Source organism: Pseudoalteromonas sp. S2893, assembly GCF_005887105.1.
Taxonomy (GTDB): Bacteria; Pseudomonadota; Gammaproteobacteria; order Enterobacterales; family Alteromonadaceae; genus Pseudoalteromonas; species Pseudoalteromonas atlantica.
Genome location: NZ_PNCY01000044.1, coordinates 1 through 19967, shown reverse-complemented (window position 1 = coordinate 19967; position 19967 = coordinate 1). Strand labels below are relative to the sequence as shown.

The following is a 19967-nucleotide window of genomic DNA, read 5'->3' as shown; positions in this document are numbered from 1 at the left end:
AACAGGAATTCCCAATGAGTTCATTAAATAACATCCCGCCAGTCGGGTTCGGTTTATGGAAAGTAGCACAAGAAGATTGCGCGCAAACGGTGTACCAAGCTATTAAAGCAGGTTACCGCCATCTTGATTGCGCATCAGACTACGGTAACGAAGAACAAGTAGGCGATGGCATTGCTCAAGCAATAAAAGACGGCCTATGTACCCGCGAAGAATTATGGGTAACATCAAAACTATGGAACACCTTTCATGCGCCAGAGCATGTAGAGCTTGCCATTGATAAAACCTTGAGCGATTTAAAGCTCGACTACCTCGACTTATACTTAATTCACTTTCCGATTGCGCAAACGTTTGTACCAATCGAAACGCGCTACCCACCAGAGTGGTTTGTAGACCCAGATGCACAAAACCCACAAATGGAGCTGGCAAAAGTGCCACTGCACTTAACGTGGCAAGCAATGGAAGAGCAAGTACATAACAACAAAGCAAAACGCATTGGTGTGTGTAACTACTCAAGCGCGCTTATTCACGATTTAATGACCTACGCCACAATTAAACCCGCCATGCTGCAAATTGAGTCGCACCCTTATTTAACTCAAGAGCGACTAGTAAGGCTTGCCAAACAGTACGATATTCCGGTTACGGCGTTTTCGCCGCTCGGTGCACTTTCGTACCTTGAGCTTGAAATGGCCGATCAAACTGAGTCGGTGCTTGAGCAAAGCGTAGTAAAAGCTGCAGCGCAAAATCATGGCAAAACACCAGCACAAGTTGTACTGCGCTGGGGTGTGCAACGCGGCACCGCCATTATTCCTAAAACCTCTAAATTTGAACGCATGAAAGAAAACCTCGCACTGTTCGACTTTGAATTAACAGAGCAAGAAATGGCGCAAATTTCTGCGCTTAATAGCAACCGCCGTTTTAACGACCCTGGGCACTTTTGTGAAGCTGCCTTTAACCGTTTTCACCCTATTTACGATTAGGATAATAAAATGTCAGCTACCGAACTTAACTATGCCCAAGTGCCTACTCAATTAACGTTTGATGACTCGGTTTTTCCGTGCATTGTAGTTAATAACAATAACGCCAGCACCGTTGAAGAAGCGGTAGCTTTTATTCGCGCTAACAAAAGCGAGTTGGCTAAAAAACTACGCAGCTCAGGCGCTGTATTGTTTAGAGGCTTTCCTGTTGATAGCGCCGAAACCTTTGATACGTTTTCAGCGGGGTTTGATTACGACAACTTTACGTACCAAGAGTCGCTATCTAACGCGGTACGTATTAACTTTACCGAGCGTGTATTTACCGCTAACGAAGCCCCCAAAGATGTTGAAATTTACCTTCATCACGAAATGGCACAAACGCCTATTTCGCCAAGTAAGCTGTTCTTTTTTTGTAAATCGGCAGCTGAGGAAGGCGGCGCGACACCGCTTTGCCGCTCAGATAAATTATTTAGCGCATTAAAGCAGTTTGATAGCCAATTAGCCGATGACTTTGAGCAAAAAGGCTTAAAGTACACCACTTACATGCCCGCAGCCGACGATGCGACATCGGGTCAAGGTCGCAGCTGGAAAAGCACCCTAAGCGTTGAAACCAAAGAAGAAGCACACAGCAAACTTACCGAGCTAGGTTACGAGTGGGAGTGGCTAGAAGATGGCTCTTTAAAAGCAATTACTCCGGTTTTACCTGCGGTAGTTACGCTTGAAAACGGCGTACAGGTTTTTTATAACCAACTTATTGCCGCTTACATGGGCTGGAAAGGCGTTCGCGAAAACCCATCGGTTGCTATTACCTTTGGCGATGGTAGTGCCATTCCTAAACAAGGGCTTGAAAAAATTGTTGAGCTATCAAAAGAATTTACTTTTGATTTAGCGTGGCAAGATGGCGATGTAGCCTTAGTTGATAACGAAATGGCTATGCATGGCCGCCGCCCATTTACTGGCGAGCGTAAACGCCAAGTGCTTGTTGCACTGACAGCAGCTAACGCCTAATGCAAAGCTTAACCGGTGCACTAAAGGTAAAAGTTTCCCCGTTATGGCAAGGGGCCAGCATTGCTGCAATGACTGGTCTTGCTGCCTTATTTTTAAGTGAACACTATGGCGCGCCCGCTATGTTGTTTGCTTTATTATTGGGGATGGCGGTGTCGTTTTTATATCAAAGCGACAGCCCGTGCGCTAAAGGCATAGACTTTACCGGTACCACGGTTTTACGTGTAGGCATTGTTTTACTTGGCACCCGTATAGCGCTGGGCGATTTAATTACACTGGGCTGGCAAACAGCGCTAATGTTAGCTGGCGCTATATTTACCACCATTATTTTAGGCGTTGTACTTGCCCGAGTATTTGGGTTACAAAAACGCTTTGGCGCACTCACCGGTGGCTCAGTTGCTATTTGTGGTGCATCGGCAGCACTAGCTATTTCATCTATTATGCCAAACAGCGAGCATAAAGAGCGCGATACCTTACTTACCGTAATTGGCGTAACGGCCATGTCGACCATTGCAATGATTTTATACCCTATTGTGGTTAACTACCTTGAATTTGATGCACATAACGCCGGGGTATTTTTAGGTGGCACCATACACGATGTAGCCCAAGTAGTGGGTGCCGGTTATTCGGTATCACCCGAAACTGGCGATATAGCAACACTTACCAAACTAGTACGCGTGGCTATGCTGTTGCCTGTAGTACTTATTATGATGGTGGTTATTAATCGCTCAAATAAAGGTAACCATGGCGAGTTGCCAAAAGTACCGGGGTTTTTAATTGGCTTTGTAATTTTAATGATTATAAACAGCACCTTTAACCTACCCGCTATTGTGCTTGAAACCACAAATGAGCTTTCTCGGTTCTTTTTAATTGCCGCTATAGCCGCCATTGGTATGAAAACAAACCTAGGCAAACTCACCGATGTAGGCTTAAAACCAATAATTATGATTGTTGCTGAAACCATTTGGATAGCACTGTTAATACTTGGCTTTGTATTGTGTAGCTAAGTTGGGTAGCTAAGCATTAAACCTTGAGCGTATTGAGTGGATTGCCTACAATAGCGCATCACTTTTTAATAAAGATTAAAACCATGACCGATTCAACAAAACCAGCATTACCTGATCAGCTTTCTATTAACCCACGTAGCAAGCATTACGTAGAAGAAGTGTTTGAACACGAAATTGGCGTAAGCTTAAATGGCAAAGAACGCTTTGACGTAGAAGAGTACTGCATTAGCGAAGGTTGGATTAAAATTGCCGCGCCTAAAGCGCTAGACCGCCGCGGCCAACCTTTACTTATGAAAGTAAAAGGCACGGTAGACGTATTTTATAAGTAAGGTTTAGCCTACTTAAATAAGCGACTCTCTTGCGAGATGTCGCTTTTTTTATGCCTGTAAAAAAGCATTGAGCTTTTTTCATGTTAAAGGTGACGAAGTTTCATTATGAATCTAAAAAAATTATGGTTGAATAGCGCCATATTGTTTAGTTGTATAGAAATCCTTTATGAATAAAGTAACTATTTTAGATGGCGGCATGGGGCGCGAGCTTAAACGCATTGGCGCACCATTTACCCAGCCACTGTGGAGTGCACAAGCACTAATAGAAGCCCCACATTTTGTAACGCAGGCTCACCAAGGTTTTATAGATGCAGGCGCTGAAATAATTACCGTTAATAGTTATGCCTGTGTGCCCTTTCATTTAGGTGAAGCGCTATACCAAGCTCAAGGTGCAGCCCTTGCACAGCAAGCGGCCGTTATTGCAAAAGATGTAGCTCAAAACGCAAAACAAAATGTATTAGTAGCAGGCTCATTACCACCCGCATTTGGCTCTTACCGCCCAGAGCTATTTGAGAGCGAACGCGCTTTTACTATTTTAGATACGCTATACAAGGCGCAAGACGAGCACGTAGATGTATGGATTGGCGAAACCATATCGAGTATTGAAGAAGCGCACGTTATGGCAAATGTACTTAAAGGCTCAAATAAGCCATGTTATTACGCATTTACCTTAAATGATGTGGTAAGCGAGCAAGCGACTCTTCGCTCTGGTGAGCTGGTAAGTGACGCTGTAGCGGCTTTGCTTGAAAAAAATGTTACTGGTATTTTCTTTAACTGCTCAATCCCTGAGGTTATAGAGCAAGCCTTTAGCGATACCAACGCTGTATTAGCTAAACAAAATAAAAGCGTTGTTTTAGGCGCGTTTGCTAATGGCTTTACACCTATCGCAAGCGATTACAAAGCCAACGAAGGCTCACAAGCGTATCGTGATATTTCACCTGCAGAATACCTAGATTTTGCAAAAACGTGGTACAGCCAAGGCGCAAGCATTATTGGCGGCTGCTGTGGTATAGGCCCAGAGTTTATTGAAGTATTAGTAAACTGGAAACAGGAACTTGAAAGCGCTTAAGCTTTTAGTGCCTTTTAGGGCTTGTTTGCTGTTACCCAATCAAGCCCTTGTATAGCTGTAGTAGGAAAAGCGGTTGCATGGCTCGCCCCTTCAACAACAACGCTTTTTAATTCAATATTGTCACTGCTAAGTGCATTAATTTTTTGCGTTAATTGCTTTGCCCCTGCCACCATATTTTGCCCTTCACCAAAGCGTGGCGTTTCCTTTGCTCCCACCGATATATAAACCTTTGTAGGCACTTTAGGCTTATGTGCTTGTAGCGCTAAAATCGCATTGTTATTAAACCAAACCGATGGACTGCCAATAATATAATTGTTAAATAAATCAGGCATCGTAAATAAAATAGTCACGCCAAATAACCCGCCTAAAGAGTTACCTATATAAGTTTTTTGTGTGCTACTTGCTCGGTAGTTATTTTCTATATATGGCAGTACAGTATTTTTTAAAAACAGCGCATGGTTTTGCGCGTTACCTGTTTGTTTTTTCCAGCTTTGCGCCTTATTTGGTGTGTAGTCTCTAATTCGGCTATTAGACCCTCTAGAGCCTTTTTCGTAACTAATGGCCACAATAATAGCCTGTTGCATTTTACCGCTATTCATAGGAAACCGTGTAGCACCCGCCACAATAGGGAACGTATACGGTGCATCGGTTAAATAAATAACTGGATATATTTTTTTAGGATGCTTTTTATATGACTTAGGGAGCTGAATAAAAACAGGATATACCCGATTGGTCACGGGCTCAGTGAGCTCTATAACGCTGCTCCTAGGGATTTGGTACGGGGTATTTGCGCTTAATTTAAAACACATTAAAGCGCAAAGTAACAGCAGGGATTTTAAAGCCGTATTCATTAGGGCGTGTTGATCCTTGATGGTTGAATTTGCAGCAGTATGTTTGGTTTTTAGGCAAGGCAGAGCCTATGAAGTGTGGTTACTCCCCATAAATAGGCGATAACGCAGCATAAATGCCAAACATGCGCTGCCCTTCGGGTTCTGCCTAGGGGCGATAAACTCTTTGTTGCCTACATGGATGTAGGTAAGGGGCGTGAGCAGGACGCGGAAGCTTTACTCGGTTTTTACTTAGCCCACTAGGTTGCAAACCTCGCGCCGCGATTTAATCGCCCCTAGATTGAACAAATTTCAATCCGCAAAGATCTGCACGCCCTAACCTAAGCCAAGCGTAATAAACCAATATTGGATGATTACTTTAACTCACTTTTAGCTTTAGGTTATTAAAAAATTTAAACACTAGGGGATTAATTTAAAGTGCTACATGTTAGCTATTTGTAGCACTGATAACACTAAGCTACCTGATCAGATTCGGTGCTTGAACACGGGCACTTTTCGTCATTATGTTTAATACATTGCTGGTAATTAAACCAATGAGCCACAGCAATAAAAGCCGACCCAATTAAAGTAAACGCTTTTTCGGCAACCTCATGCCCTAGCAATACCGCACATATCATAAAGGCTAACCCAATAACGCCGCAGGCCATATAACGTAAACGCTTATGCTTTTTACAGCCTAAGCTTAATGCCAATAAACTTGTTGGCAGTACCGCCGCAAGAATCCATAAATGAAATTGTTCACTATCTATTTGCAGTACAGCAAAGCTTGGCAATAGCGCTAAAATAACCGGGGTTGCAAAACAATGTACAGTGCACATTAACGATAACCCAATCGCCATACGATCCATAACACTTTGACTCAACTTCATTACTTCCTCTACTAAATTAGTGCCTCTACTCAAAAGCGTTACTTTTAAGGAGACATTTTAGTAACAACAGTTAATCACTATTGATACATTATAACATTTCTCGCATAATTGATATAATATAACATCCAACAGGGTAGTTAAATGAAACGTAGATCACAATTAGCTGTGCTCATTGCAGCTTTATTACCTGCAAGTGTGCTTGCATCCACAATTGAAGGCGTTGTTCTAAACAACAAAGGTAAAGTAGTTACCAATGCAACCATAGAAGTTGAAGGCTCAGACCTTAAAGTCACCACCAATGAAAACGGTAAATTTGTAATAACCGAGCTAAACAATGGCTTAAAAGAGCTACATGTTGTGGCGCCAGGTTATGCCCACCTTCATCGCGATATAACAATAACGAATGATGAAAACCAATCGGTTACGTTTAATTTAAAGCGCTCGCCTATTGAAGTTATTGATATTGAAGCAACCCCTATTCATATGTCGGCAATGGAATCTGCATCACCTGTTAGTGTTTTATCTGGCGAACAACTAAGACGACAACAAGCTGCAACCCTTGGCGACAGCCTTGAAAAACTTCCAGGCGTTAATACTAACTTTCACGGGAAGGTAGCCAGTACACCAATTATTCGTGGTTTAAGCGGCCCTCGTGTACTTATTACTCAAAATGGCCTTGATGTAAGTGATGTGTCGCGCGTTGGCCCTGATCACTCTGTTGCATCAGAGGCGTCTACCGCACAACAAATTGAAGTATTACGCGGCCCTGCAACACTATTTTATGGCAGTGGCGCCATTGGTGGCGTAGTAAATGTAGTAGATAACCGCGTACCAACCGACAGCACAACACGCGGCGAGTGGAACCTAGAACATAACTCTGCTGATAACCAAAAAGTAGCCTCGTTTAATGCCACCACAGGCACTGACTCGGTGGCTTTTTACGCCGATGCATTTTGGCGTGAGGCCGACGACTACGAGGTGCCTGTAGCTGCCGATATAGATAGCGATGGTGAAGAGCATCGCGGCGATTACAAAGTTGAAAACAGTAATGAAGAGTCTGATGGTTTTACTGTTGGCGCTAGCTATTTAATGGATAACGGCTTTATTGGCTTAGCAGTAGAGCAATTTAATCGTCAATACGGTATTCCGGGCCATACGCACGGCGAGGAGGAAGAGGAAGAACACAGCGACGAAGAAGAAAGCGTATTTGCTGATTTAGAGCAAACTAAAGTGCAATTATTAGGTGAGTACAACCTAGATAATAAATGGCTAAACAAAGTAAACCTTCGCGTTGGCCACACCGACTACGAACACGCTGAAATTGAAGGTGGCGCTGTAGGCACCACATTTAAAAACGAAACAAACGAATTACGCATAGACCTACTACATAACCAATTTAGCGAGTGGAATGGCGGCATTAGCTTTCATTACAAACAAAGCGATGTTGAAGCACAAGGTGAAGAGGCCTTTACCCCTCCATCAGAAACCGAAAGCTTTGCTGTAGCGTTAATGGAAGAAAGGCACTTTGGTGATTTTTTAGTGCAGTTAGGTGGGCGTATTGAGCGTGTAACCATTGAAGCAGGCGACGTATTACTGCCAAATATTGACGCTCACGCACACGATGAAGCAGAAGAAATCGACGAGCATGATCACGACCACGAAGAAAGCGCAGAGACCACTCGTGTATTTGACGTAGAGCATGAATTTACGCCAATCAGTTTATCTGCAGGCGTAGTGTGGGATTTTACACCTAACTATAATTTAGGGCTTTCTGTATCGCGCTCTGAACGTGCGCCTTCTGCTTCTGAGTTGTTATCGTTTGGGCCGCACATTGGTACTGGTACCTACGAAGTAGGCGCACTGTTTGATTTAGATGAAGACGGCCATTTAGGTTTATCTAGTCAAACAATTGACCTAGAAACAGCTAATAATATCGATTTAACCCTGCGTAAAACCCAAGGTGATGTTGGCTTTATTTTAAATGCATTTTACAACCAAGTAGATAATTACTATTACCAAATAGACACCGGTTTATTCGCCGAAAGTGGCCACGACCATGGCGATGAAGAAGAAGGCGCTGACGAACACGACCATTCATCAGAACTGCCGGTTTATTTATTTAAAACAGACGACGTAATTTTACACGGGTTTGAAGCGCAAATTGCGTGGCAGTTAACCGATGAATTTAAAGTAGATTTATTCTCAGATTACGTTCGTGCACGCCTTAAAGACGGCGGCGATTTACCCCGTACTCCACCGCTTCGTTTTGGCAGCGAGCTAAGCTATAAAACAGATAAACTCAGTGCACATATTCACGTTACTCGCTATCAAAAGCAAGACCGCACAGCCCCACAAGAAACAGCAACTGACGGCTACACATTGGTTGATGCAAGCATCTCTTACGACCTTTCAGTATTAAACCAAGATATGTCTGTGTACCTGCGAGGCACCAACTTAACAGATACAGAAGCACGCGTGCACAGCTCGTTTGTAAAAGATATAGCACCACGTCCAGGACGTAGTTTTGCGCTAGGTATTCGCGGTTATTTTTAAGCGTTAAAAAATTATAATTAAAGGAAATAAACATGAAAAAACTATACAAATTAAAGCTTATTGCACTGGCTATTAGCACTACATTTATTACAGCCTGTGGCGATGCCCAGACCAATATTGTAGAAAAAGACCCTATTGTTGTAGAAGATGAGCACGATCATGACGATGATGATCACGACCATGATGATGGCTACACAATTGATTCATTAGGCAGATTAGCTGTGCTTGCAGGCGATAGCAACGAAGCTAGCTTTTATGACCTAGATGACAACGCTTTACTTGAAACATTTACCCTGACGAACGATTCAAACACGCTATCGTCATCACCTGATTTTCGTTATGCCGTTATTGCAAGCCGCGCACAAGATTACTTAGGCTTTATTGATGGTGGTTTATGGCGTGAAGACCATGGCGAGCATTTACACGACTATGAGCAAAGCCCAGCAGCTAGCAGTTATGAGCTAACAAGTGGCAGCCGCCCTACTCACCTTGTAAAACATGACGGCCAATTAGCTGTTTTTTATGATGGTGATGCAGACTCAGGCACGGTTGCCTCTGTTGAAGTATTAACAGATAACGACATAACAAGCGCAACAGCAACACTACCTGGTATTAGCTACGATATGAATATGCACGGTGTAGCAGAGCCTCGCGGTGAGCATTTATTATCAACACTTCGCCGTGATGACAGCGAAAGCACATCGGTTGCTAAAGTACTGCCAGACCAAGTAGGTGTTTATCATTTTCATGATGGTGAATATGAGCTTGAACAAACCTTAGACCTTACGTGCCCTGATTTACACGGCGCGGCACAAAACCACGACTACGTAGTATTTGGTTGTAGCGATGGCGTGTTATTAGCCCACCAGCACGAAGATGAATACGAAGCTGAAAAAATAGCGAATATTGCAGCCGTTGGCGATTTACGTATTGGTAGTATTTATGGCCACGAAGATAGCGAGACCTTTATTGGCGTAGCATCTGGCCATGGTGGCGGCGAAGCCGTAATTGTAACTATTAACCCAGCAACAGCACAAATGGAAGAACTAGAATGGCAACTAGCCGATGGCGCAAGTGCTGTGTCGTACTCTTTTTCTGCCCATGGCGAGCACTTTTTAATATTAGACAGCTTAGGCTTTTTAAATGTATTTAGTGCACACGACCATGATGGCGAAATGCATTGGGAGCTTGAAGGCCAAGTTGATATTACCGAGCAAGATGTATCAACCATGCCAGAGGGCATGAGCTTTAGCATGACAGTGGCGCAAAATGGTCAGTTTGCTTATGTAGCCGACCCTATTGCTCAGCAGGTTGTGCAAGTACACCTTGAAGACTTAGAAATTGAAAGTGAGGTTGAGCTTACTTTTGCTCCTAGTGCAATTACTTGGCTTGGTATTGCGCAAGAGGAAGAAGACGACCACGACCACTAATTTCACTCTTTAAAAAGAGTACTCCCTTGAAGGTTGGCGTTTTAATGCCAACCTTTTTTTATTCACATTTTGTAACAGACCTTTTATCGCAAGTGCATCGCTATTTATAACCTTATTGTTATGATGTAACAGCTATTAATATAGGATGTAATCCCATGAAAAAATTAACAACATTGGCGCTTGCCTTGGCTGCGGTTATTGCACCGAGCGTATCGGCCTATGAAACTAAAGACACTCGCTTACTACGCTTTCCTGATATTCATAACCAAAACGTGACCTTTGTTTACAGCGGCGATATTTATATTGCTAATACACAAACCGGCGAAAGCAAACGCTTAACCGACCATATTGGTTTTGAAACATTTCCTAAGTTTTCTCCTGATGGTAAGCGCATTGCGTTTTCGGCTGAGTATAACGGCAGCCGCCAAGTATATGTGATCAACAGCGATGGTTCAGGCCTAAAGCAGCTTACATACTACAACGATGTTGGCCCAATGCCGCCGCGTGGTGGTTTTGATTACCGCGTTTTAGATTGGACCGCCGATGGTAAAAATGTGGTGTTTAGAGCAAACCGCACACCATGGGGCAAACGTATGGGTCGCCCTTATATGGTCCCTGCCGAGGGTGGCCTTGAGCAACCTTTAGCTATTCCAGAAACAGGCGGCGGTATGCTCTCACCTGATGGTAGCAAGTATGTTTACACACCCATTGACCGTGAGTTTCGTACCTGGAAACGCACCCGTGGCGGCCGTGCGCAAGACGTATGGATTTACGATTTAGAAAATAACACTTCAGAGCAACTTACCACTAACCGTGCAACCGACCAGCAACCTACCTGGGTTGGCGACAATATTTATTTTGTATCTGATCGTGATTACACACTAAACCTTTACCAATATCGCAAAGGCAGTGAGCCTAAAAAGCTCACTAATTATAAAAACTTTGACGTACTTTGGCCCTCAGCAGGCCCTAATGCGATTGTGTTCGAAAACGGCGGTTACTTATATCGCTTTGACGCAAAAACACAAAAAAGCACTAAGCTGAGCATTAACATTGCAGGTGTGCGCCAATACGCTATGCCTTACAGCAAAAATGTGAGCGACTTTATTGATTCTATGTCGATTTCTCACGATGGCAAACGTGCTGTATTTACAGCCCGTGGCGAGCTATTTAGTGTACCTGTTAAACAAGGCCCTACGCGTAACTTATCGTACACAGATAAGAGCCGTGAAATAGACGCAAGCTGGTCGCCAAATGGGCGTTACATTGCTTACATGAGCGATGAAAGCGGCGAGTACGAAATTTACTTAAAAGATCGCAGTAAAAATAATGCCATTAAACAACTCACTAGTAATGGCACTATTTGGCGCTTTACGCCTATTTGGTCACCCGATAGCACTAAGCTGTTGTTTGCAGATAAAAACCACACACTTTGGTGGTTAGATGCAAAATCGGGCAAGCAACACAAAATTGATACCGGCATTTACGACGAAGACGGCATTACTCAATATACGTGGTCGCCTAACAGCCAAGACATTGTGTATGTTAAAAATAACGAAAATCGTTATGCCTCACTGTGGCACTACAACCTTAAAAAAGAAAAGGTGACGCGCCTAACAGACGAAATGAGTAACGAGCAAAACCCAACTTTTTCGCCAGATGGCCAATACCTTTACTTTAGCTCTGAGCGCGACTTTAACCTTGCGTTTAGCAGCTACGAATTTGACTACATGTTTAACCGCGCCACCCGTATTTATGCGGCTGCAGTAAACGACAGTGTTAAACCGCTTATTGCCTTACAAAGTGACGAAACCACGATTGTAAAAGATAAAGAAGACGAAAAAGAAGACGACAAAAAAGTTAAAAACGCACTGCAAAGCAGCGACTTTATGCAGCGTGTTACCGCACTTAACGCGCCTGCGGGCGATTACCGTGGCTTAACCGCAGTAAAAGACGGCGTGCTTACACTTGCCAATGGCGGATTACAACTTATAGGCACCGAACACGATAGCGAGCTAGAAACCGTGGCTAAAGGCGTTAGCCATTACACTATATCGAGCAATAGCGAGCACCTGCTTGTACATACAAGCGGCAGTTACAGCTTAATTGAGCCTAAACCAAAGCAAGACTTAGACGCCAACAAGCTCGATTTAAGTAAAATGACACTTAAAATTAACCCGCAAGCTGAGTGGCAACAAATGTACGTAGAAGGCTGGCGCACACTGCGTGACTGGTTCTACGACGAAAACCACCACGGACAAGATTGGGATGCTATTTTAGCTAAATACCAGCCTATGGCTGATGCTATTAGCCACCGTAGCGACCTTGATTACGTACTTAGCGAAATTGCTGGCGAAATTAACTCCGGCCATATTTACGTGCAATCGGGTGATATGCCAAAAGCCGAGCGTAAAAACCACGGTTTATTAGGCGCTAAGCTTGCAAGCGATCCATCGGGTTACGTAAAAATAGAGCAAATTTTCAAAGGTGAAAACTGGCATGACGATTTCCGCTCACCGCTGGGGACTACTGGTGTAAAAGCACATAACGGCGATTATATTATTGCGGTAAATGGCCGCTCGGTTAAAGACGTGGCTAACTTTTACGAACTCCTTGAAAACACCCAAGGCGAGCAAGTAGAGCTAGTGCTAAACAGCAAACCGCGTAGCAAAGGTGCGTGGCAAGTAACAGTAAAACCGGTAGCCAGTGAGCAAGGCCTACGTTATTTAGATTGGGTTAACTCGCGTGCAGCCTACGTTAATAAGCTATCAAACGGGCGTATTGGCTACGTGCACCTGCCAAATACCGCATATGAAGGTAACCGCGCCATGTTTAAAAATTACATGCCGCAAACCACCAAAGACGCCATGATTATTGATGACCGTTACAATGGCGGTGGCTATATTCCTGAGCACATGATCACCTGGCTTGCACGTAAACCACTTAACTATTGGAAACGCCGAGGCACCGAGCCGACTAAAACGCCACAGTTTGCGCACGACGGTCCTAAAGCAATGCTAATAAACGGCTATTCAAGCTCAGGCGGTGATGCAATTCCTTACTACTTCCGCCAAGCGGGTTTAGGTAAGCTAATTGGTACGCGTACATGGGGTGGCTTAATTGGTATTTCTGGCAACCCTGCTCTTGTAGATGGCGGGCAAGTAATTGCTGCTACATTCCGTATTTTAGATACTCAAGGTAACTGGATTATAGAAAACGAAGGCGTTGCACCTGATATTAAAGTGGTTGATCGCCCAGAGCTTATTTATAAAGGCCAAGATCCATCAATAGAACGTGCTGTACAAGAGTTATTAAAGGAGCTTAAAGAAAACCCTAAGCAACCTTTAGTAGTGCCACCAGCACCGTCTAAGTTTTAATTTGCTGCATAGCTAAACAATCTAATACCAATAAAAAAAACCCTGCATAATTTGCAGGGTTTTTATTAATTCGAGTTTAATAACTTATATGTATTAAGGCTTATCTTTTTCTCCAGCCGCTCCATACGTCATCTTCTTGGTTGGATTTTTTCTTCTTTTTCTTACCTGTGCCTTCAGGCTTTGCCATTGGCTTTTCGTTTTTAAGTGCTTGTGCTGCATCAAGGTTTGCTTGGTTTACCGCAAAACCCGTTACTTCCTCACGCTCTAAACGCAGTTTGTTTTTCTTTTCGATTATTTTAAAGTGATGAAAGTCTTCGTAATCAATTAACGATAACGCTAGGCCAACTTCACCGGCACGGCCGCTTCGGCCAATACGGTGCATGTAATCAGCGGGGCTGCGCGGTAAGTTAAAGTTAATAACAACAGGCAGTTTGGCAATATCTAAACCTCGGGCTGCTATATCGGTGGCTATAAGTACTTCTATTTCGCCCGCTTTAAATTTTTCAATTACGCGAGTACGCTCACTTTGGCCTTTATCACCATGAAATACCTGTGCGTTAATACCACGCTTTTCAAGCTTACCTGCTAAGTGCTCACAGTCTTTTTTAGCGTTTACAAAAATAAGCGCTTGGCGCCATTTATGCTCTTTAATTAAATGCGCTAAAACCGTGGTTTTTTCGCCTTTATTAACCGTAAATACGCGCTGTACTAAGGTACTTTCGTCTTTACTTTGAACTTGTATTTCAACAGGGTTGGTTAACAGCTCTTGCGTTAATTGTGTGACTTGCTCTGGGAAGGTTGCTGAAAACAACATAGTTTGTTTTTTAGCAGGCATTAACGCTAATAACTCAGCAAGCTCTTCGGTAAAGCCAAGGCTTAACATGCGGTCGGCTTCATCAAGCACTAAGGTAGTTACTTTATCGAGCTTAATAGCATTGCTTGAGATTAAATCGAGCAAACGCCCTGGTGTTGCCACGATAATATCGGCGCCGCCGCGTAGAGCCTGCATTTGTGTATTAACCGACACACCACCAAATACCGCCACCGTTTTAATGGCGCCATTAAAGTTTGCAGAGTACGATTTAACACTATCGGCCACCTGCGTAGCAAGCTCGCGCGTAGGTACCAAAATAAGCCCAGTGACAAAATTACCTTTGCTCGCTGCTTTTTTAGCGCCTTGCTCTAAAAATAACTTTTGTAGCATAGGTAAAGCAAACGTTGCAGTTTTACCTGAGCCGGTATTTGCCCCCGCAATTAAATCGCTACCAGCAAGTACACTTGGAATCGCCTTAGCTTGAATTGGCGTAGGTTGGCTATATTCCAAATCGGTTAAACGAGCTTGTAGCTCTGGAATAAGGCCAAGATCGTTAAAGGTACTAGGGCTTGTTGCTGAGGTCATGAATATTACGGGCTCATTGCTAAAAAAGTAGCCTGTAATTTTAGCGTATTTAGCACTTATTAAGTAGGGATTAGTGATTTTAATGTGGTTTAAGTAATGGCTGCGAGCGTCGAGCTACAAGCTTCGAGGAAATTTGACTGTCACCCTGAACACTCCAAACTTAAAGAGGCTTTCATAAAAAGCCAACAACTAAGTTAGCAATATTATTAGTTCTTGCTAAGTTCTGCTTGTAACCTAGCTTTTGTTTCTCTTAAATAATTTATATAAGGATATGAGTCATTTGTAATGGCTAAAGCAGACTCCATCTGTTCAAGCGCTTGACGAGTATCGCCTTGCATTTCATAGCCATAAGATAAGGCTGAAAACGCATCGACTGATTTTGGGTGGTTTTTTATATTGTACTTAAACACTTTAATAGCACGGGTAAATTGCTTGCTGCCCGTTAAATTATAACCGAGTGATCTAACAGCGCGATCCGGTGGCGCAATCTGCTCCCCCCATTGCTGAGATAACTTTTGATAATAAGCATCAATAGAGGTTACATCATCAGTTAAATCACTTATAGGCATTTGTTTAGGCAAAAATAAGTTGTGATAGGCACTAAATGAACCAGCAACCGAAGTCAGGTTATGCGAGACACTATCAAACGCGTCACTAAAGAAGCGTAGACTTGGCAAGCTATTGGATTCTAAAGCTTGTTGCAGCTCATTATATCGCTCACGCATTATGCCTGCTTCTTCGCCTATATTAATGTAAACATAGTTATTTAGGTTTTTTGATTTATTAATAAAGGTCTTAGTTGCTTTTACCGATGCACCATAGTTCCACCAAACAGCAGGGCTATACGCAATATGCGCTTGGAAAAGCTCAGGGTTAGCTTGCATTGTATAAAGTGAAAACACGCCTGCTGCAGAGGCTCCTGCAATCACATTATAATTATGCGTACGATAACTTTTATTAATCAAGGGCATAAGCTCTTGCTCAATAAATGCTAAAAACTTTGCTGCACCACCGCCTTCACCTACCGGGCCTTGTGGTTCTTTATTCACTGTAGGATAAAAATCTCTGAGTCGATTAGTGTTTTCAATAGCGACAATAATAACTTCAGGCGCACGATTATCATTTTGTAAACGCTCCATCACTGCACTTATAAGTGGTATGTTACCCGCGCCATCAAGGCGATAAATGACCGGATAAACTTTGTTTGGATTAGCTTGATAACTCTTTGGAAGCTGGACTACAACTGTGCGCTCTTCGTTTAAAACGGCTGAATTAATAGTATGTGTTTGTTGCGTATAGCTAATGGTTTGCTGTTTTAAATCAGGCTCTGCAAGTGTGCTACTAGAATAAAATATAAATAAACTACATATAAAAACAGCGGTTAATATACGCATGACTAATCCTTTAGAAAATAGTGTGTTATTTAATCTAACAGGCTTTGAGGTACAAAAAAAGGCGCATTAAGCGCCTTTTTATCTTTAACAGGTAATTACCAACCTATTGATTTTACTCAACAGTAACCGATTTAGCTAAGTTACGTGGTTGGTCAACGTCGGTACCTTTAATTACCGCTACGTAGTACGACAGTAACTGTAATGGCAGTGTGTAAACAATTGGCGCAATAATGTCGTCAGTGTGGTTTACGTTGATTACACGCATTGTGTCGTCTGACTCAAAGTGTGAATCTTTATCTGCGAATACGTAAATAATGCCGCCACGTGCGCGTACTTCTTCTACGTTTGATTTAAGCTTTTCTAATAGCTCATTGTTTGGCGCTACAACAATAATTGGCATATCGGCATCAATAAGTGCAAGTGGCCCATGTTTTAGCTCGCCCGCTGCGTAGGCTTCTGCGTGAATGTACGAAATTTCTTTAAGTTTAAGCGCACCTTCCATTGCGATTGGGTATTGCGAGCCACGACCTAAAAACAGTGAGTGATGCTTGTCGGCAAATTCTTCTGCAAGGTCTGCAATGCCATCTGCCAGTAGTAATGTTTCTTCAAGCTTAGCAGGAAGTACTTTAATTGCATTTACAATAGCACTTTGATTAAGCTGTTTTTCTTGCGCTATAGACGCAGTAAGCATTAACAAACCAACTAATTGCGTTGTAAATGCTTTAGTTGAAGCTACACCAATTTCAGCGCCCGCTTTAGTCATAAAGGCTAGGTCTGATTCGCGTACAAGCGATGAACCCGGTACGTTACAAATGGTCATTGATGCCATGTAACCTTGCTCTTTAGCTAAGCGTAATGCAGCTAGCGTATCGGCAGTTTCACCCGATTGAGAAATAGTAACAAGTAGGCTGTTTTCATGAACAAACGACTGGCGGTATCTAAACTCAGAAGCTATTTCTACATTACAGCTAACACCCGCAAATTGCTCAAGCCAGTAACGTGCAACCATACCTGAATGGTATGACGTACCACAGGCAATAATTTGTACGTGTTTTACGTCTTTAAATATTTGCTGAGCGCTGTCGCCAAAGGCATCAATTGCTACACGGTCGTCGTTTAAACGCCCTTCAAGGGTATTGCGTACCGCAAGTGGTTGCTCGTAGATTTCTTTTAGCATGTAGTGGCGGTAATCGCCTTTGCCTGAAGCATCTTGCGTGATGTTTGATTCAACCACTTCACGCTCTACAGCATCGCCATTTTCATCAAAAATTTCTATTGTATCACGCGTAATGCGGGCTACGTCGCCTTCTTCTAAAAAGATAAAGCTACGGGTAACTGGTAATAGTGCTAGCTGATCAGAGGCAATAAAGTTCTCGCCAAGGCCTAAACCTATAACAAGTGGGCTACCTGAACGCGCTACAATGATTTCGTTGTCGTTTGCTTTATCAAATACAACTGTACCAAATGCACCTTCAAATTGCTTAACCGCTGCTTGAACAGATGCAAGTAACGTAGTGTGTTGCTTACGAAGCTTATGAATTAAGTGCACCATTACTTCGGTATCGGTTTCAGATAAGAACTCGTAGCCTTCTTCTTTAAGCGATGCGCGTAGGCTTGCGTGGTTTTCAATAATACCGTTATGCACAAGTGCTAGCTGGTTATTTGATACATGCGGGTGAGCGTTTTCTTCAGTAACGCTACCGTGTGTTGCCCAGCGTGTGTGTGCAATACCTGTATGACCGCTAACGCCTGCTTTCTCAAGTGCAGCTTCTACGTTAACTACTTTACCTACTGCTTTTACAGTATTTAGCGTAGAGCCTTCTAAAAGTGCTACACCGGCAGAGTCGTAGCCACGGTATTCAAGACGTTTAAGGCCTTCAACTAAAATTTTGTTTACTGGACGTTCTGCAACCGCCCCAACTATTCCACACATAGTGTCTCCATTAATTTTTTAATTCTAGTAACTCGCTTTGTAGTTACTATTCAATAATCTCTGCACAAATTAGTTTTACACCACACGCCTCAATCGCTTTGCGTTTATCATCTGCTAAGCCAGTATCGGTTATTAAAGTGGTTACTATTTTCCACGGTAATTCTAAATTTGGTATTTTTCGGCCAATCTTATCTGATTCAACCATAACGATTACTTCACGGGCGGCTTTTGCCATAACTTGGCTTAAACCGACTAACTCATTAAAGGTAGTCGTGCCGCGTTTTACATCTATGCCGTCAGCACCAATAAATAGCTGATCAAAGTCATAAGAGCATAATACGTTTTCGGCAACTTGCCCCTGAAACGACTCAGAATGCGGATCCCAAGTACCGCCAGTCATTAAAAGTGTTGGCTCGTTTTCAAGTGATAGTAAACGGCTCGCCACTTTAATCGCGTTAGTCATTACAACTAACCCGTGCTTATTTGCAAGCTCTGGGATCATAGCGGCCGTAGTACGCCCGCTATCAATAATAATACGGTTATGATCTTTTATAAGTGCAGCAGCAGCCTTTGCTATTGCTACTTTGCGCTTAGAGTCTATTTCGTCGGTGACGATTTCTTTTGGCAGTGCGATAGCACCGCCGTAACGGCGCAGTAATAAGCCACTTTTTTCAAGCGCGGTTAAATCTTTACGAATGGTTACTTCAGATGTTTGAAACTGCTCCGCAAGCTTTTCAACAGCCACTTCACCTAGCTCATTTACCTGAGTAAGTATTAAATGACGGCGTTGCTGGGTGTTTCGTTTAGTCATAAAGCTCGTAGATTAAGTTTCGTTTCGAAAGATGTGCAATTCTAAACGAAACTAATTAAATGGCAAGTGAACGAGCAAAAATAAAGCAGCTTTCAACGAGTAATAATAAAGGTAAAATAGTCACAGCATCTCTTAACTAAACAAAGAAACCTTAATGCAGCCATTTAATAGCTTAAACAAAGAGCTTTTAGCCCTACGTAAACAAACAGGCGAAATATGCCGACTCTTCAATAAAAGCCCGAGTAAAGGTAATTTAAAACGCATTAAAGAGCTATTCGCTCAATGCGGTGAAGGCGTAATTATAGAATCAGGTTTTCATTGCGATTATGGTAATCAAATAGCTATTGGTGATCGTAGCTTCATAAACATTAACTGTACGGTATTAGATGCCCCAATTAGTGAAGGAGCTATCAGCATTGGTGATGACTGCTTAATTGGCCCCAATGTTCAGCTATTGACTGTATCCCATGCTGTTAACCCTACACAGCGACTGAATAAAGAAAACTTTGCTGCTCCTATTACAATAGGCAACAACGTATGGATTGGCGCAGGTGCAATTATTTTAGCGGGCGTATGCATTGGGGATAACAGTATTATTGGTGCGGGATCGGTCGTCACTAAAAATGTAGAGGCGGATACTGTTGTTGCTGGTAATCCAGCTCGTGAGATAAGAACCCTATAATTATAATCGATGTTTTTTAGCGTCGGGAGTCGCTTTACTCGCCCGACCTACATTCTAGAAGTAGATTAGTGTGCATTAATTGTCCGCATTTCACCTTTCTGCAGACGTGTAAAAAAGCCCGGCTCTTTCGAGTCGGGCTTTCTTGTATTTGGAGCCTGGCAATGTCGTGGTGCCCACAGCGGTAGAGAGTCACATAGCAAATGCTACACTATCGTTGGCCCGGCTCGCCTTCGAGCTGTTTTACTTCTCTGATGAGTTAGCCATGGGTCTCCATATTTACTAAAACC

General features: G+C 43.0%; 15 protein-coding genes. 9 read left to right on the top strand and 6 right to left on the bottom strand.

Annotation, left to right across the window (positions count from 1 at the left end):
* Positions 1-14 precede the first annotated feature (14 nt).
* The 5 genes from CWC04_RS17055 (at position 15) to CWC04_RS17035 (ending at position 4384) form a co-directional block, all read left to right on the top strand.
* On the top strand, positions 15-977 hold the full coding sequence (locus CWC04_RS17055) for an aldo/keto reductase (protein ID WP_029773103.1): 963 nt from the start codon (positions 15-17) through the stop codon (positions 975-977).
* Positions 978-986: 9 nt separating this feature from the next.
* Entirely contained in the window at positions 987-1982 is a 996-nt protein-coding gene (locus CWC04_RS17050; RefSeq protein ID WP_004586031.1) for a TauD/TfdA family dioxygenase, read from the top strand.
* Positions 1982-2986 carry a YeiH family protein gene (locus CWC04_RS17045; protein WP_138685977.1) on the top strand — a complete coding sequence of 335 codons (1005 nt, stop codon included), beginning with the start codon at positions 1982-1984 and terminating at the stop codon, positions 2984-2986. The genes CWC04_RS17050 and CWC04_RS17045 overlap by 1 nt, the downstream gene beginning before the upstream one ends.
* Positions 2987-3069: 83 nt before the next feature.
* Entirely contained in the window at positions 3070-3315 is a 246-nt protein-coding gene (locus tag CWC04_RS17040; RefSeq protein ID WP_024034014.1) for a DUF3297 family protein, read from the top strand.
* A 166-nt stretch (positions 3316-3481) separates the two neighbouring features.
* Positions 3482-4384 (top strand): homocysteine S-methyltransferase family protein, encoded by a 903-nt coding sequence (locus CWC04_RS17035; protein ID WP_138685976.1) that lies wholly within the window; start codon positions 3482-3484, stop codon positions 4382-4384.
* Positions 4385-4398: 14 nt separating this feature from the next.
* Here CWC04_RS17035 and CWC04_RS17030 read toward each other — a convergent pair whose 3' ends face one another.
* Together CWC04_RS17030 and CWC04_RS17025 are read right to left on the bottom strand one after the other, a co-directional pair.
* On the bottom strand, positions 4399-5235 hold the full coding sequence (locus CWC04_RS17030) for an alpha/beta hydrolase (protein ID WP_138685975.1): 837 nt from the start codon (positions 5233-5235) through the stop codon (positions 4399-4401).
* 449 nt (positions 5236-5684) lie between these two features.
* On the bottom strand, positions 5685-6101 hold the full coding sequence (locus CWC04_RS17025; RefSeq protein ID WP_138685974.1) for a MerC domain-containing protein: 417 nt from the start codon (positions 6099-6101) through the stop codon (positions 5685-5687).
* A gap of 141 nt (positions 6102-6242) precedes the next feature.
* Between CWC04_RS17025 and CWC04_RS17020 the strand changes: the two genes are divergently transcribed.
* The 3 genes from CWC04_RS17020 to CWC04_RS17010 all read left to right on the top strand — a co-directional run bounded on the left by CWC04_RS17020 (position 6243) and on the right by CWC04_RS17010 (position 13461).
* On the top strand, positions 6243-8654 hold the full coding sequence (locus CWC04_RS17020) for a TonB-dependent receptor (protein ID WP_138685973.1): 2412 nt from the start codon (positions 6243-6245) through the stop codon (positions 8652-8654).
* A gap of 32 nt (positions 8655-8686) precedes the next feature.
* Entirely contained in the window at positions 8687-10084 is a 1398-nt protein-coding gene (locus CWC04_RS17015) for a 5-methyltetrahydrofolate--homocysteine methyltransferase (RefSeq protein WP_138685972.1), read from the top strand.
* Positions 10085-10239: 155 nt separating this feature from the next.
* Positions 10240-13461, top strand: a complete 3222-nt coding sequence (locus CWC04_RS17010) for a S41 family peptidase (RefSeq protein WP_138685971.1) — start codon at positions 10240-10242, stop codon at positions 13459-13461.
* Between the two features lie 100 nt (positions 13462-13561).
* Here the strand turns inward: CWC04_RS17010 and CWC04_RS17005 are convergent, their stop codons facing one another.
* The 4 genes from CWC04_RS17005 to CWC04_RS16990 all read right to left on the bottom strand — a co-directional run bounded on the left by CWC04_RS17005 (position 13562) and on the right by CWC04_RS16990 (position 18998).
* Entirely contained in the window at positions 13562-14860 is a 1299-nt protein-coding gene (locus tag CWC04_RS17005; protein WP_138685970.1) for a DEAD/DEAH box helicase, read from the bottom strand.
* A 206-nt stretch (positions 14861-15066) separates the two neighbouring features.
* The gene (locus CWC04_RS17000) at positions 15067-16254 is read right to left on the bottom strand and encodes an alpha/beta hydrolase-fold protein (RefSeq protein ID WP_138685969.1); all 1188 of its coding nucleotides are present in this window, start codon (positions 16252-16254) and stop codon (positions 15067-15069) included.
* 112 nt (positions 16255-16366) lie between these two features.
* Positions 16367-18187, bottom strand: a complete 1821-nt coding sequence (gene glmS / locus CWC04_RS16995; protein WP_138685968.1) for a glutamine--fructose-6-phosphate transaminase (isomerizing) — start codon at positions 18185-18187, stop codon at positions 16367-16369.
* Positions 18188-18233: 46 nt separating this feature from the next.
* Positions 18234-18998: a DeoR/GlpR family DNA-binding transcription regulator gene (locus CWC04_RS16990; protein ID WP_138685967.1), complete on the bottom strand. Its 765-nt coding sequence runs from the start codon at positions 18996-18998 to the stop codon at positions 18234-18236.
* 154 nt (positions 18999-19152) lie between these two features.
* Between CWC04_RS16990 and CWC04_RS16985 the strand changes: the two genes are divergently transcribed.
* Positions 19153-19680, top strand: a complete 528-nt coding sequence (locus tag CWC04_RS16985; RefSeq protein WP_138685966.1) for a sugar O-acetyltransferase — start codon at positions 19153-19155, stop codon at positions 19678-19680.
* Positions 19681-19967 lie beyond the last annotated feature (287 nt).